Source organism: Nocardia sp. NPDC001965 (assembly GCF_053594175.1).
This window is the reverse complement of record NZ_JBSFDZ010000001.1, coordinates 721,178-736,333: the sequence shown is the minus strand read 5'-3', so window position 1 is coordinate 736,333 and position 15,156 is coordinate 721,178. Positions and strand designations below refer to the sequence as shown.

13 protein-coding genes are annotated in these 15,156 nt (G+C 69.3%); 6 read left to right on the top strand and 7 right to left on the bottom strand.

Translation table 11 applies throughout. From position 1 onward, the window contains the following. Positions 1-35: 35 nt before the first annotated feature. The 3 genes from ACWCPQ_RS03330 to ACWCPQ_RS03320 all read right to left on the bottom strand — a co-directional run bounded on the left by ACWCPQ_RS03330 (position 36) and on the right by ACWCPQ_RS03320 (position 3,905). Positions 36-1,973 (bottom strand): potassium transporter Kup, encoded by a 1,938-nt coding sequence (locus tag ACWCPQ_RS03330; RefSeq protein WP_449894120.1) that lies wholly within the window; start codon positions 1,971-1,973, stop codon positions 36-38. A 29-nt stretch (positions 1,974-2,002) separates the two neighbouring features. Then, the gene (locus tag ACWCPQ_RS03325; protein WP_449894422.1) at positions 2,003-3,310 is read right to left on the bottom strand and encodes an MFS transporter; all 1,308 of its coding nucleotides are present in this window, start codon (positions 3,308-3,310) and stop codon (positions 2,003-2,005) included. Positions 3,311-3,392: 82 nt separating this feature from the next. Continuing rightward, positions 3,393-3,905: a MarR family winged helix-turn-helix transcriptional regulator gene (locus ACWCPQ_RS03320; RefSeq protein WP_449894118.1), complete on the bottom strand. Its 513-nt coding sequence runs from the start codon at positions 3,903-3,905 to the stop codon at positions 3,393-3,395. A 96-nt stretch (positions 3,906-4,001) separates the two neighbouring features. Here ACWCPQ_RS03320 and ACWCPQ_RS03315 point away from each other — a divergent pair, with 96 nt between their 5' ends. Further along, a complete protein-coding gene (locus tag ACWCPQ_RS03315) occupies positions 4,002-5,036 on the top strand; it encodes a hypothetical protein (protein ID WP_449894116.1) in 1,035 nt (344 codons plus the stop codon). Here ACWCPQ_RS03315 and ACWCPQ_RS03310 read toward each other — a convergent pair. After that, entirely contained in the window at positions 5,019-5,633 is a 615-nt protein-coding gene (locus ACWCPQ_RS03310; protein ID WP_449894114.1) for a TetR/AcrR family transcriptional regulator, read from the bottom strand. The genes ACWCPQ_RS03315 and ACWCPQ_RS03310 overlap by 18 nt on opposite strands. A gap of 115 nt (positions 5,634-5,748) precedes the next feature. On the opposite strand from ACWCPQ_RS03310, the gene car reads away from it, so the two are divergent. The 5 genes from car (at position 5,749) to mug (ending at position 12,294) form a co-directional block, all read left to right on the top strand. Beyond that, complete coding sequence (gene car / locus ACWCPQ_RS03305) at positions 5,749-9,249, top strand: carboxylic acid reductase (RefSeq protein WP_449894111.1); 3,501 nt, start codon at positions 5,749-5,751, stop codon at positions 9,247-9,249. Positions 9,250-9,435: 186 nt separating this feature from the next. Beyond that, positions 9,436-10,548: a serine hydrolase domain-containing protein gene (locus ACWCPQ_RS03300; RefSeq protein ID WP_449894109.1), complete on the top strand. Its 1,113-nt coding sequence runs from the start codon at positions 9,436-9,438 to the stop codon at positions 10,546-10,548. Between the two features lie 157 nt (positions 10,549-10,705). Then, positions 10,706-11,032 carry a hypothetical protein gene (locus ACWCPQ_RS03295; protein WP_449894107.1) on the top strand — a complete coding sequence of 109 codons (327 nt, stop codon included), beginning with the start codon at positions 10,706-10,708 and terminating at the stop codon, positions 11,030-11,032. Next, complete coding sequence (locus tag ACWCPQ_RS03290; RefSeq protein ID WP_449894106.1) at positions 11,032-11,613, top strand: carboxymuconolactone decarboxylase family protein; 582 nt, start codon at positions 11,032-11,034, stop codon at positions 11,611-11,613. Before ACWCPQ_RS03295 ends, ACWCPQ_RS03290 begins: the two co-directional genes overlap by 1 nt. Before the next feature lie 96 nt (positions 11,614-11,709). Continuing rightward, complete coding sequence (gene mug / locus ACWCPQ_RS03285) at positions 11,710-12,294, top strand: G/U mismatch-specific DNA glycosylase (protein WP_449894103.1); 585 nt, start codon at positions 11,710-11,712, stop codon at positions 12,292-12,294. Between the two features lie 28 nt (positions 12,295-12,322). Here mug and ACWCPQ_RS03280 read toward each other — a convergent pair whose 3' ends face one another. From ACWCPQ_RS03280 to ACWCPQ_RS03270, 3 genes are all read right to left on the bottom strand, one after another. Next, positions 12,323-12,595, bottom strand: coding sequence for a MoaD/ThiS family protein (locus ACWCPQ_RS03280; RefSeq protein WP_449894101.1), 273 nt, complete (start codon positions 12,593-12,595; stop codon positions 12,323-12,325). Positions 12,596-12,599: 4 nt separating this feature from the next. Continuing rightward, entirely contained in the window at positions 12,600-13,697 is a 1,098-nt protein-coding gene (locus ACWCPQ_RS03275; RefSeq protein WP_449894099.1) for a WD40/YVTN/BNR-like repeat-containing protein, read from the bottom strand. A 114-nt stretch (positions 13,698-13,811) separates the two neighbouring features. After that, positions 13,812-14,801 (bottom strand): LysR substrate-binding domain-containing protein, encoded by a 990-nt coding sequence (locus tag ACWCPQ_RS03270; protein WP_449894098.1) that lies wholly within the window; start codon positions 14,799-14,801, stop codon positions 13,812-13,814. Positions 14,802-15,156 lie beyond the last annotated feature (355 nt).

Below are 15,156 nucleotides of genomic sequence, written 5' to 3'. Positions count from 1 at the left end.
CGATTCGAGATCCGGTGCGCAGGAGGTCGAACCCGTCAGACTTCGATCTGTGAGCCCATGATCACGGTCCGGTCGCGGGGCAGCCCGAAATAGTCGGCGGCGTCGGATGTGATGTATGAGGTGGCGATGAACAGGCGTTTCCGCCACGGCGCCATGGTGGGTTCCGGGCCCCTCTTGAGTTCGATCTTCGACAGGAAATAGGACGCGCCTTCCACCGAGATCGGACCCTCGGTCTGTGCGGGATCGAGCAGGTGCAGTAGGTGCGGAACTCTCGGGGTCTCCATATAGCCGTGCTGGACCGTGACGTGGATGATGCCGTCGTCTGTGTAGCCCAACGGGTCGATACGGATCCGGCCGGAACCGGCGACGCGGGGTAGCGGCAGCGTCTCGAGGGAGAGGATCACGACGTGTTCGTGCAGGACCCGATTGTGTTCGACATCGGCCCGCATCGCCAGCGGCGTGGTGCTGCCGCCACGGTTCAGGAATATCGCGGTACCGGGGATCCGGACCAGCGGTGGGCGTCGCACCCGCAACTGCTCGACGAACTCGTCGAGCGAACCCTCGGCGCGCTCGCGTGCGGCGGTGACGATGACGCGGCCCCGGGCCCAGGTGATCATCACGGTGAACGCGGTGACACCGATCAGCAGCGGAAGCCACGCCCCGTGTACCAGTTTGGTGAGGTTCGCGGCCACGAACAGCGCATCGACCGCCAGCAGCGGAACAGCCCCGAGCAGTACCAGCCACAGCGGTGTGCGCCATTTCGTCCGGGCCACGTAGAAGAACAGGGTGGTCGTGATCGTGATGGTCGCCGTCACCGCCATACCGAACGCATAGGCCAGTGCCGCGGAACTGCGGAAAGCGAAGACAAGCGTCAGTACCGACACCATGAGCAACCAGTTCATCCACGGCACGTAGATCTGCCCGATGGTCGCTTCTGAGGTGTGCGCGATCCGCAGCCGGGGCAGATATCCCAGCCGGATCGCCTGGGAGGCCACCGAGAAGGCGCCGGTGATCACCGCCTGCGACGCGATCACGGTCGCGGCGGTGGCCAATAGGACGAGCGGCAGGCGGGCCCAGCCCGGCGCCAGCAGGAAGAAGGGACTGTTCACCATCGCCTCGTCACCGAGGACGAGTGCGCCCTGCCCGAAGTAGCTCAGGGTGCAGGCCGGCAGGACCAGGCCCAGCCAGCCCCGGGTGATCGCTTTGCGCCCGAAATGGCCCATATCGGCGTACAGTGCCTCGGCGCCGGTGACCGCGAGGACGACGGCGGCGAGCGCGAAGAACGCGATATGGAAATGGCCGGTGGCGAAACCCAGGGCGTAAGTGGGGGACAGTGCCATGAGGATCTGGGGATGCCGGGCGATCTCGGCGATGCCGAGAGCGCCGATGGTCACGAACCAGACGATCATGACGGGTCCGAACAATCGCCCCACGGTGGCGGTGCCGCGCCGCTGGACACTGAACAGGCAGACGATGATCACGACCGTGATCGGGATGATCAGGTCCTTCAGATCCGGTTCGACGATCCGCAGCCCCTCCACCGCGGAGAGTACCGAGATGGCGGGAGTGATCATGCTGTCGCCGAAGAAGAGCGCGGCACCGAAGATCCCGAGCCCGGCGAGTACGCGGGCGGCCCGGCCGCCGCGACCGGCACCGAGGCGGCGCAGCAGCGTGATCAGCGCCATGATGCCGCCTTCGCCGTCGTTGTCCGCGCGCATGACCAGCGTGATGTAGGTGAAGGTGACGATGATCATCACCGACCAGAAGATCAGCGACACCACCCCGTAGACATTGGCGGTGCTGACCGGGACCGGGTGGGGGTCCTCCGGATCGAAGACGGTCTGGATGGTGTAGATCGGGCTGGTCCCGATATCGCCGAACACCACCCCGAGCGCGCCGACCACCACTGCCGCCCGCACCGGGACGCGACCGGCCGTGTGCGCCGGGGAATCGGTCCGTGTTTCGCTGACCATTCATTCGCTCCTCGTCGGCCGGGTCCGACCTATCGTGCCCCGGCCGACTGTCGGTTTGTGGGAGCCGCTGCCCGTGCGCACGTCGAGGCGGGGTCGCGCCGCATACGGTCGGGCGGGGTCGCGGTGATCCGGCCCAGCACGGTGACGAGAACCAGCGCCGCGACCAGCGGGACACCGGCGAGCAGCACGATCGTGGTGGTGGCGGCGCCGGATGCGATGAGGGCGCCGCCGGCGATGGGGCCCACCACCGACCCCAGCCTTCCCATCGAGGAGGCCCACCCGACACCGGTGGCCGCGGTGCGGTCCGGGTACAGCGATACCGCGACCGCTGCCTGCCCGATCATGCCGGCCTGGAGCCCGAGCCCGACCCCACCGAACACGATGAGCAGCAGCGCCTTGTCCGCTCCGAGGAACCCGGAGACGATCAGGAAGCCGATGGCCGCGACAGTGGTCACCGCGAGTACCGAGGTCATCCGGTAGCGCAGCGCGCCCAGTACGAGCAGTCCGGCGCCGACGATGCTGCCCACACCCAGTGCGGCCGAGCCCAGCGGGGCCGTTCCGGCGCCGAAACCGTAGCTGGTGAGCAGGGTGGGCAGCCAGGACGAGAAGACGTAGTAGACCGAGAAGACGAGGAAGGAGAACCCCCAGAGCAGCACTGTGCGGCGGCGTACTCCGGGATCGAAGAGGCGGGCCACCGAGGCGCTGTGGGCGGCAGCGGTGGGATCGACCGAGCCCAGGACGGTGTCCGCGTCCGGCAGGCCCAGCCACAGCAGGGGGAACAGCAGGGCCGAGGCGAGGGCCCCGGCGACGAACACCGACTGCCATCCGTAGTCACCGATGAGCCGGCTGCCCAGGACGCCGGCGAGCAGTGCGCCGAGCGAGATACCCGTCGTCACGAACACCGCGATGGACTGGCGCAGCCGCGGCGGATTGAGAGCGGTGGCGTGGGCGACGGCCGCGGGCATCACCGCACCCAGACCGATGCCGGTGGCGAAGCGCAGCGCGGTGAGTTCCCAGATGGACGACGTCGCGGCGGTGAGCAGTGAGCCCACCGTGAACAGCAGTACGGCCGCGAGCACGACACGCCTGCTCCCGAACCGGGCGACCAACCGGCCGACCGCGATATAGCCCAGTGCGACGCCGAGGCTGGTGAGCGAGAGCGCCGGGGTGAAATGCGACGCCGGGACGTCCCACTCCGCGGCGAGCGCGGGTATAGACAGGCCCAGGGCGATGGTGTCGTAGCCGTCGAGCACGACCGCGATGAAGGTCAGGGCGAGCACGATCCGGCCGGGGCGGGTGACGGTACTCGGGACGACGACGGGCCGGCTCACGGTGATGTTCCGGGGGTGCCCGCGAAGCGGCCGTCGCCGGGCATCACGGAATACGGGGGCGCGGCGACCGTGGCCACGGCGAGCACAGTCATCCGCGGGCGACGAGATCGGGACGTGCCGCACGGGCGGAGGTCTCCAGCCGCCCGAGCAGGACCTCGAGGGCGGCCACTTCCGTCTCGTCCAGGCCGGCGAGCATCGACCGCAGTACGGCGAAGTGTTCGTCGGCGATCACATCGACCAGCCCGCGTCCCCGCGCGGTCATCTCGACGTAGACGATGCGCGCGTCGGCGGCGTCGCGGGTGCGGGTGACCAGGCCTGCCTCTTCGAGGCGCTTCACCCGCAGGGACAGGCCGCCCGTGGTCACCAGGGTCTGTTCGGCCAGTTGCCCGGCGGTGAGCCGATGGTCGGGCACCGCGCGGCGCAGGCAGGCCAGGACGTCGAAACCCGAATCGGTGAGGTCGTGCCGTTCGAACGTCGCGGCGATGGTGGTCTTGTAGACGAGGAAGCCGCGATGCAGCCGGCCGAATACGCGCAGGGCCGAGACATCGAGCTCCGGGCGGGCGACAGCCCAGTTCGCCACGATGACATCCACTCCGTCCACAGCGCCGAGCGTACCGCCGGGCAGCGACTACGGTTCTACCGAACGTGGCCCGGTGGGTACACGTGGGCGAGTCCGACGGAACGGGAGACCATCTCGATGAAGGGTCCGATACCGCTACCCATCGTGCTGCTCGGCTACGGGCCGGTGGCCCGCAGTTACGCGTCCGTGCTGCGCGCGCGCCGCACGGAATTCCGCGGCCGGTACGGTGTCGATCCGCGGGTCGTCGCGATCCGGGGGCGGGAACGCCAGATCTTGATACCCGACGGTGGCGAACCTCCCGATCGGAGCCGGTGGGCGGCGCGCACTCCGCTCGGCGAACTGCTGACCGCGGCTGCGCCCGCGGTAGTCGCGCAAGCCGTGCCGTCACATCCCGCGGGTGCGGCGGAGGCGCTCACCGACGGGCTCGCGGCACTCGCCGCCGGGGCACATCTCGTGACGGCGACCAAATCGCCGCTGCTCACCGGCTGGTCCGAACTGCACGCCGCGGCGGACAGATACGGCCGGGACATCCGGATCTCCGGGGCGACGGGGGCGGCGCTGCCCGCGGGGGATCTCGCCCGTACCGGACTCCGCGGGTTCGAGGTCGACGAGGTGGGTGGGTGCGTGAACGGGACGGCGAGTTTCGTGCTCGATCGGCTCGGCGAGGGGATGACGACCGGCGCGGCGCTGGCAGCCGCTCGCGATCGGGGTATCGCCGAGGCGGACGCGACAGCGGATCTCTCCGGTGCCGACGCCGCGACGAAGATACGGCTCCTGGCCGGCCTGCTCTGGGGATGGGATGTCGCAGCCTGCCGGGTCGACGCGGAACCGATCACCGCCGGCACCGCCGACCGTGCGGTGCTCGCGTCCGGACGCGGTGCGGTGCTCCGGCAGATCGCGTCGGCGCGGGCCGACGATCCCGGCCGGGTGATCGTCGCGCTGCGGGAGTTCTCCCGGACCGCGGTGCCGTTCGGTGCGCTGACCGGGCCCGAGAAGGCCGTCGAGTTCCGCTGCGGCGAGGCGGGTGACATCACCATCTCCGGCGGCCGATCGAGCCCGCTCGGCGCGGCCCTGGCGATGGTCAAGGACACGCTCGCGTTACCGGTCGATCCGGTACCCGGCCGGGCGCGGACGCTACCGGTTGTCGAGTAGCCGGTACAGCGTCGCGGTGACGGCGGTGGTGGCCATCTCGGCCGCGAACTCCGGGGTGCCCTCGGCATCGAGCAGTACCGCCTGGGTGAACAACGGGCTCAGGTGCGCGGCAACCGTGCGGCGTAGCTGCTCCGGCGGGGTGCCGGATCCGCCGGCGGCCGTCCACAGGGTGCCGGTGACGGCCGCGTACATACGGTGCAGGGCCAGCAGGTTCTCCTCGTGGACCGCGGCGAGGCCGGGCGGCAACCGGCGGGTTCGCAGATGCCGGATGGTCCGGCCGGCGTCGGCGGTCCGGCGGTGCACCTGTTCCATCAGTTCGGTCAGCCAGGGCTGCCAGCCGATCCCGTCGTAGGCGGGGAGGGAATCGGAGAAGTCGGCGAATCCCGCCGCGATCGCGGCCTGGATCAGGCTTTCCCGGGTGGCGAAATGACGGAAAACGGTGCGGCGGCCGACTCCGGCGAGAATGGCTATCTCGTCGACCGTGACGTCGAGACCGTGCTCGTGCATCGCGCGCCGCGCGGCATCGACGATGGCGTCCGTCGTCGCCCGCGCCCGCCTCGACGAGCCGGAAACCGGCTGGTCAGTGGTACCGGTCACGTTCGCTGCTCTCTCCTTGACGCGCCACACTGCGGCTCCGACACTTGAGAGTGTCACATGACACTCGAGAGTGCCACCTACGCGTTCCGAATGACGAGTTCCGAAGGTGAGTCCGATGTCCATCGATACGCGCGAATCGCGGCTCGAACACCGCATCGCGGAGTTGTACCGCACCGACCGGCAGTTCGCCGCTGCCCGGCCCGACCCCTCGGTCACCGCGCGGGCGGCGAAACCCGGGCTGCGCCCGTTCGAGGTCGCGCAGATCGTGGTGCAGGGGTACGCGCAGCGCCCCGCGATCGGGCAGCGCGCGGTCGAGTTCGTCACCGATCCGGAAACCGGCCGCACCACCGCCCGGCTGCGTTCCCACTTCGAAACTCTCACCTACCGCGAGGCCTGGGATCGCGCCGGCGCGATCGCGGCGGCGTTGGCCGCCGGCTCCGTCCACCCCGGTGACCGTGTCTGTGTGCTGGGGTTCGCGAGTGTCGACTATGCCCTGGTGGATCTGGCGCTCACCCGGTCGGCCGCGGTCGCGGTGCCGTTGCAGACCAGCGCGACCGCCGACCGATTGCGGCCGGTCGTCACCGAAACCCGTCCCACGGTGATCGCGTCGAGTATCGACCACCTGGCCACTGCCGTCGAACTGGCGCGGACCGGCCGCCCGGAGCGGCTGATCGTCTTCGACTATCACCCGCGCGACGACGAGCAGCGCGCGGCGTTCGAGTCCGCCGTGGCCCGGCTGGCCGGTTCGGTGGCCGTCGAGGCGCTGGCCGATGTCATCGCCCGCGGCACCGCACTGCCACCGGTACGAGTGCCGGCCACCACCGAACCGGATCCGTTGGCGTTGCTCATCTACACATCCGGCAGTACCGGAGCGCCCAAGGGTGCCATGCTCACCGAACGGCTGGTGGCCGATCAATGGCGGGCCTCGACGAGCGAGCGGTGGGGTCAGCGTGGTGCCGAACCGGCCATCGCGCTCGGTTTCATGCCGATGAGCCACATCATGGGTCGCGCGATCCTGTACACCGCGCTGGCTCGCGGCGGCACCGTCTACTTCGCCGCCGCGAGCGACCTGTCGACGCTGCTCGACGATCTGGCCCTGGTCCGGCCGACCCAGCTGGCCTTCGTGCCCCGGATCTGGGAGATGCTCTTCCAGCGGTTCCGCGGTGCCGTGCAACGCCGCATCGGGGACGGAGCCGATCCGGCCGAGGCGACGACGAGGGCCGACCTCCGGGAGAATCTGCTGGGCGGCCGGTTCCTAGCGGCCACCACGGGTTCGGCGCCCATATCGCCCGAGTTGAGAACCTGGGTGGAATCCTTCCTCGATCTGCACCTGGTCGACGGATACGGGTCCACCGAAGCCGGAAGCATCGCGGTCGACGGCCTGGTCAGCCGGCCCCCGGTGCTCGACTACCGGCTCGCCGATGTCGGGGATCTCGGGTACTTCCACACCGACCGGCCGTACCCGCGCGGCGAACTGCTGATCCGGTCCGAGGCGCTGATCCCGGGTTACTACAAGCGCCCGGACGCGACGGCCGAAGTGTTCGACGCCGACGGCTGGTACCACACCGGGGATATCGTCGCCGAGATCGGCCCCGATCAGCTCGTCTACCTCGATCGGCGCAGTTTCGTCCTGAAACTGTCCCAGGGCGAATTCGTGACGGTGTCGAAAGTGGAGACGGCGTTGACCGAGAGCCCGCTCGTCGGTCAGATCTACGTCTACGGCAACAGCACCCGGTCCTATCCGCTGGCGGTGGTGGTACCGGCCGAGGGTGCCGTACAACGTACCGGCGGCGATATCGACGCGTTGAAACCGCTGATCGCCGAATCACTGCACGAGGTCGCGGTATCGGCGGGCCTGCAGTCCTATGAGATCCCGCGTGACTTCCTGGTCGAAACGCAGCCGTTCACCCCGGAGAACGGGCTGCTCACCGGGATCCGCAAACTCGCCCGGCCGAATCTCGTGCAGCGCTACGGAACCCGCCTGGAGCAGCTGTACACCGAAATGGCCGAAGCCGAGGCCGGCGAATTGCGTGCACTGCACCGTGACAGCGACCGTCCGGTGCTGGAAACTGTCGTCCGGGCGGCCGGGGCGTTGCTCGGCACCGCGACCGGCGATATCGGGCCGGACGCGCATTACACCGAGCTGGGCGGAGATTCGCTGTCGGCGTTGACCTTCACGCAGTTGCTGCGCGAGATCTTCGATATCGAGGTGCCGGTGGGTTTCGTCATCGGCCCGGCCACCGATCTGCGCGCTCTCGCCGGATATATCGAGGCACAGCGCGGCGGCCGCGCGCGGCCGACCTTCGCCGCGGTGCACGGGGCCGGGGTCACCGAGGTACGCGCCGGTGATCTGATGCTGGACAAATTCCTCGACCCCGGCACGCTCGCCGCCGCGCCGGACCTCCCGGGTCCGGGCGAACCGGTGCGGACTGTTCTGCTGACCGGCGCGACCGGTTTCCTGGGTCGCTACCTGGCGCTCGAATGGCTGGAACGGCTGGCCCGCTCCGGTGGCACGCTGATCTGCCCGGTGCGGGCGTCCGATGATGCGGCCGCCCGGGCCCGGCTGGACGCGGTCTTCGAAACCGGCGACCCGCAACTGGCCGCCCGGTATCGAGAACTGGCCGCGGGCCGGCTCGAGGTGCCGGCCGGTGACAAGAGCGCCGCCGAACTCGGACTGGACCACGCCACCTGGCGGCGGCTGGCCGCCACGGTGGACGCGATCGTGGATCCGGCCGCGCTGGTCAATCATGTCCTGCCCTACCGTGAACTGTTCGGGCCCAACGTCGCCGGCACCGCCGAACTGATCCGGCTCGCGCTGACGACGAAGCAGAAGCCCTACACCTACATCTCGACCATCGGTGTCGGCGACCAGATCGACCGGGCCGCGTTCACCGAGGACGCCGATATCCGGGTGACCAGCCCGGTCCGCTCGGTCGACGGCGGGTACGCCAACGGGTATTCGAACAGCAAATGGGCGGGCGAAGTACTGCTCAGAGAGGCCGCCGATCATTCCGGGCTGCCGGTTACGGTGTTCCGCTGCGATATGATCCTGGCCGATACCGGGTACGCGGGCCAGCTCAATCTTCCCGATATGTTCACCCGGCTGCTGCTGAGCCTGGAGGCCACCGGAACGGCGCCCGGCTCCTTCTACGAACTCGATCCCGACGGCCACCGACAGCGTGCCCACTACGACGGGCTGCCGGTCGGTTTCATCGCCGAGGCGGTGACCGCGCTCGGCGCGCGGGCGGGTGGCGGGTTCCGGACCTATCACGTGATGAATCCGTACGACGACGGTATCTCGCTGGACACCTATGTCGACTGGCTGGTCGCGGCCGGCCATCCCATCGAGCGGGTATCCGGTTACGACACCTGGTTGCAGCGGTTCGAGACCGCCGTCCGCGCTCTCCCGGAACGACAGCGCCGGTATTCGCTGCTGCCGTTACTGGACAACTACCGCAAGCCGCAGCCGGTGGTGCACGGTTCGATCGCGCCGACCGACCGGTTCCGGACGGCGGTGCGGAACGCGGAAATAGGTTCCACCGCGGATATTCCGCATGTGACTCCGGAGATCATCGTCAAATACGCGACGGACCTCGAACTGCTGGGACTGCTGTGAGGTGCGGTGGCGCCGAGCGTGAGCGTCCACCGGTAGCCGGGGTGCGGTGATTCCGCCGGCCGGGGCGCGGCCGTCGGGAACATTCTTCCAATACCGGACGGGACCGGTCGATGGACAGTGGTGGCCCGGGCCGAGACCGACGCCTCGGCCCGGGCCGCCGCACAGCCACTCGAGAGGACACCCGTCATGCCGAACCCGTTCGATCCCGCGCAGTTGCACACCGCTCTGGACAACATCCACCGCGCGGGGGTGCCGGGCGTATTCGCCGAGGTACGAGACGGGGACGAGGTGTGGCGTGGCGCGGCCGGGGTCGCCGATACGGAGACGGGTCGTCCCGTCACGGCCGATATGCGGCACCGCGTCGGCAGCATCACCAAAACCTTCACCGCCGCCGCGGTATTGCAGCAGGTGGAAGCGGGGCAGCTCGACCTCGATAGGCCGGTCGGCCATTATCTGCCGACGTTGGTTCCCGGTGCACGCGGTGCCGAGATCACGGTCCGGATGTTGATCAATCACACCAGCGGGCTGGCCGAATATCTCCCCTACGCCTATCGGTCCCTGATGCGCTTTCCGGTCATCGCCGAGACTGCGCCCGACAGCCTGGACGACAACAGATTCACCCGGTTCGACCCGGTCGAACTGATCGGGATGGGTGTGGCCGCACCTGCCGTCGGTGCCCCCGGCGCGTCCCCGGGCATCTACTCCAACACCAATTACCTGCTCCTGTGCCGGCTCCTGGAGTTGACCAGCGGTACCACAGCGGAGAAGTGCATCACCCGTGATGTCATCGAACGTGCCGGACTACGGGACACCGAGTTGCCGGTGGGCCCGTCCATCGACGGCCCGCATTCGCGCCATTACGAATCGTGGTTCGGCATGATCGACCCGCCGCGCGATTACAGCGTCTACGACATGTCCTGGGTGGGACCGGCGGCCTCGCTGATATCGACGGTCGCCGACCTCGGCCGTTTCTTCGGTCTGCTGCTCGCCGGTGAGATCGTCGAGCCCGCGTCGCTGGCGCAGATGCAGCGCACGGTCCCGGTGATCTCCTTCGAAGGCAAGACGATCGACTACGGCCTGGGATTGCACCGGTGGGAGGTGCCCGGGAGCGGTACCTATTGGGGTCACGACGGTTCGGTATGGGGTGGGGGCGCGCTGTCGATGACCCGGGCCGACGGTGGGCGGCAGCTGACGATCGCGGTGAACAGGCAGCGCTGGAACCGGCTCGACGCGGCGGGCCGGCCGCAACCCCATCCCATCGACGCCGCGCTCGCGGAGTTCTCCCGGCTGGCGCTGTGAAACCGGCCGTACTCGCCGGTCACGCCGACTTCGTTCCGGGCCCGTTCACCGGCCGTCCAGGGACGGCACGCGACATCGGCCGGCGCGGCGCGTATCGCGACGGCGGTTCCCGCGACGTGGTTCTATATGAGCCGAGCCGGACCGGAAGGAGAGCGCGGTGTCGGACAGGGACGCGAAGCGAGCGGCGCATCGCGCGCTGGTGGACAGTGTCCTGCGCGGCGACGGCACGGCTACGCCGGCCTTGCGGGCCCGGGCTTTCAGCGGCGCCGGACTACCGCCGGTCGTGGAGCTGTTGACAGACAAGGTCGTCAACCGGCCCGGGGAGATCACCGATGCGGACTTCGCCGCGGCGGAGACAGCGGGATTCAGCGAGGACCAGCTCTTCGAACTGGTGATATGTGCCGCGGTCGGCCGATCGGCCCGGCTGTACGACGCCGGTCTCGCCGCTCTCGCCGCGGCGACCGATGACCGTGGAGCCCGGTGATGCGGCTCGATATCCTCGACCACGGTTACCGGGCGCCCACGAAACTGCTCTTCGCGATCATCCGGCTGTTCTCCGGGCACCCGCCGCCCGATGCCGCGAAACTGGTCTTCTATCGTCCTGCTTTCTACGGCGCCGCGGCGAAGGAATTCACGCATGAGGCGATGCGCGGCCCTTCGGCCTGGTCGGTCGCCGACCGGGAGTTGATGGCCGCCTTCGTCTCCCAGGTGAACGGATCGGCCTTCTGTATCGGCGCGCATACCGCCACCGCGAGCCGTGCGTACCGGGACGAGGCGAGGGTGCGCGCGGCGCTGACCGACCTCGACTCGGCACCGCTCGAACCCGGACTCCGGGCGACGCTGCGGATGCTCGGCACCCTGGTCCGCAACGGGACGGTGGACGCCACCGATATGCGGGCCGTGCTGTCCGCCGGAGTCGTGCCGCGCCGGATCGAGGACGCGCTCGCCGTATGCGCCGCTTTCGACACCACCGATCGCCTTGCCGATGCTTTCGGTTTCGAACTGCTCAGCGCCGAGGGTTTCGCGGCCGGCGCCGCCTATCTGCTCCGGCGCGGGTACCGATAGCACCACGACCCGTCGAGCGTCGGGCCGCTCTGTTCAGCGCGGTTCCGCCACGGGCCGCCGAGAGTACGGCCGCCGGGTCGCTGGCAGACTGGGCAGATGGCAGGATCCGCCGCGTACCGGCCCACCCCCGCGGATCTGGCGGCCGCGGCCGGGCAGACCATTCCCGATGTGCTGGCACCGGATCTGCGTGTGCTGTTCTGCGGGATCAACCCGGGGCTGTGGTCCGGGGCCACCGGACATCATTTCGCCCGGCCCGGGAATCGTTTCTGGCCCGCGCTGTTCCGATCGGGGTTCACACCGAGGCTGTTCCGGCCCGACGAACAGGACGAGCTGCCGGGACTGGGGCTGGGGATCACGAATGTGGTCGCCCGCGCGACGGCCCGAGCGGACGAGCTGACCGCGGCGGAACTCCGGGACGGCGGGCATGCCCTCACCGAACGGGTGGCCCGGTATCGGCCGCGAATCCTCGCGGTCCTCGGTCTGGGCGCCTACCGGACCGCGTTCGCCCGGCCGCGCACCGCCGTCGGGCGCCGGCCCGATCCGCTGGGTGCCACCGAGGTGTGGGTCCTGCCGAACCCGAGCGGACTCAACGCCCATTACACCCTGGATGCGCTGGCAGCCGAATTCCGCAAGCTCCGTGCGGCGGCGGACGGCGCGCCGGACGGGCGAGCCGGTGGGTGACAGCGCGGGAATGCCGCCCCCGACCGCATCATCCGCCGGCGACCGATGGAATGATCATGATCTCCGTATCGGCGGCGAGCGGGGTGTCCGGCCCGCGCAACGTCCGGCATTCGTCGCCGTCGACGTAGAAGTTCACGTAGCGGCGTAATGCGCCGCTCTCGTCGCGGAGGCGGCGTTCGAGCGCGGGAGACAGTTCGCGGAGGGCATCGAGTACCTCACGCAGGGTCGCGCCGTCGATCGCGAGTTCGCGCTCCCCGGCGGCATAGGTCCGCAGCGCGGACGGCAAGCGCACGCGGGCCACGGGTTTATCCGACGACCCGGGCGCGGACGCACAGCACATCCGGCAATTTGTCGGCGACCAGCTGCCAGTGCTCACCCTCGTCGGCGCTGCAGTAGACCTCACCGTTGCGGGTGCCGAAGTAGATCCCGGTCGGGTCGGCGTCGTCGGAGCACATGGCATCGCGCATGACCGCCGCCCAGAACGGCACCCGCGGGAGACCGTCGGTCTGTGCGGACCAGGTCTGCCCGGCGTCGGTGCTGCGATACACAGCGCATTCGGCCGCCGGTGGGAAGCGGAACCGCTCCATATCCGCGACCAGTGGGAAGGTGTAGATCACGCCGGGGCGCCGCGGGTGCGCGACGATGGGGAAGCCGAAGTTGGACGGTGGCAGCCCCCCGTCGATGGAATGCCAGCTCGCGCCGTCGTCGGTGGTGCGGAACACGCCACCGTGGTTCTGCAGGTACAGCGTGCTCGGCGTACCCGCGTCCATCGCGACCTTGTGCACGCACTGCCCCCACTCGGGCAGTTCCCCGGGCATGAAATCGGCGGTCACACCCTTGTTCGTCGGCTTCCAGGACACCCCGCCGTCGGCGGTCTGATAGACACCGCCGGTGGATATGGCGACGGCGATCCGCCGGGTATCGGCCGGGTGCGGGATCACCGTGTGCAGCGCGAGCCCGCCGCCACCCGGCATCCATTGTGTCCGGTGCGGATGCTCCCACAATCCTCTGACCAGTTCGAATGTCTTCCCGCCGTCGGCGGAGCGGAACAGGGCCGAGGGTTCGGCACCCGCGTATACCACATCGGGTTCGGCCGCGGTCGCGGGCGCGATCTGCCAGACGCCCTGTAGTGCCGCCTCGGTATCGGCGGGAAAGGCCAGCGGGGCGTCGTCCGGTTCACTCCAGGTCCGGCCGAGATCATCGCTGGTGACCATGGTCGGGCCGAAATGGCTGTCCAGCGCCCCGGCCAGTACTCGTGGGCGCGACCGCCGGGTATCGATCGCCAGCGCTTTTACATCGGCGACGGCGAACAGCGGTGTGCTCACTTCCCAGCTCGCCCGGCCGTCGCTGCTGCGGGCCAGGAACAAACCCTTGCGTGTCCCGATTCCGAGGAGAACTTCCATCGCCGACCTCCAGTAGTCACCGCCACGCCGACGCGTGCGAGCGTACTCCGCGACCACGCCGGACGTGCCCGAACGCGGTGGGCGCGTCGGTGCGGGACTTCGCAGTGCCGGCGATCAGACGAGGCGCGGGCCCTTGGCGGCCGGGTCGAATGTTTCGGCGTGCGGTACAACGGTTTCCGTCTCGGCGGGCGCGGCGTCGGCGCCCAGGCCCTTCTCCGCGGCAGTAGTCCGGATCGCGTCCACCACCAGCAGCAACGCCGCTCGCCGCGCGGTATTGGTGCGGTAGGCCAGCGAGACGGTCCGGGTCAGCACATCACCGAGTGCGACGATATCGACCCCAGGCGGTCGTAACGCCAGGCCCAGATCGGAGACGAGGGTGACACCGAGACCGGACGCCACCATCGCCATCGCGGTCGCCTGTTCCTCCACCTCGTGGTCGATCCGCGGCGCGATGCCGACCGATTGGAACGCCAGCCGGGTGGCATGCCCGAAATGCGACCGTGCGGGCGCGAGGATCCAGGGATGGTCGGCCAGTTCGGCCAGTGTCACGCTGGCCGACGGCACCGCGCCGGGCGGCACCGCCGCATAGATCCGCTCCACCGCGATGACCGCGCGCTCCAGACCGCTGTCCCAGGTCATCGGATAGTTCGAGTAGTCGAGAACGAAAGAGAAGTCGAGTGCGCCGTCACGGACCGCCGCGGCAGTCGACTCCGGCGCCAGTTCCCGCGTGCGTACCGAGATACCGGGATGGGTGCGCGCGAGTGCGGTGAGCGCGTCGGGCAGCAGACCGGACGCGACCGAGGCCCAGACACCCGCGGTGAGTTTGGCGGTCACCGTTTCGCCGGCGTCCTCGAGCGCCTGGGTCGCGCGCTCGACCGAGGCGAGGATCTCCTCGGCGTGTTCGGCCAGCAACACGCCGAGATCGGTGAGCTGCAATCGGCGCCCCCGCCGCTCGAACAGCCGGGTGCCGACATCACGTTCCAACTGCGCCAGCTGCTGGGAGACCGCCGAGGCGGTGTAGTGCAGTGCCGTCGCGGCCGCGGTCACCGTGCCGCGTCGATGCAGCTCACGCAACATTCGGAGCCTGGCCAGCGACAAGTCCATGTCAACGAGCCTAGGCGCTCGGTGCCTGCGCGCCCGAGCGTTGTGCAGCAACGCTGAACACCGCCGTCAACGAACCGTTAATAGACGTGTGGTCGGGTACGAATGCAGGCTGGTTGGACCGGAATCGAGCCATCGGCCGGGGACGACGTGGTCCGAGCAGGGGATCACGCGACCCGGCGTTTCTCCGTGGGTGATGGTGTGTCCGGCACGAACACGAAGAGGAGGTGGTTCGCCATGACGATGATGCAGGAACCGGCCGGGAGCGCCGCACAGGTTACCGCGCAGACTGTTCCGGCCGTACCGGCTGTTCCGGCCGCACCGGCGGCAGTGGCCCTCACCCCCGCGGTCCGTCGTT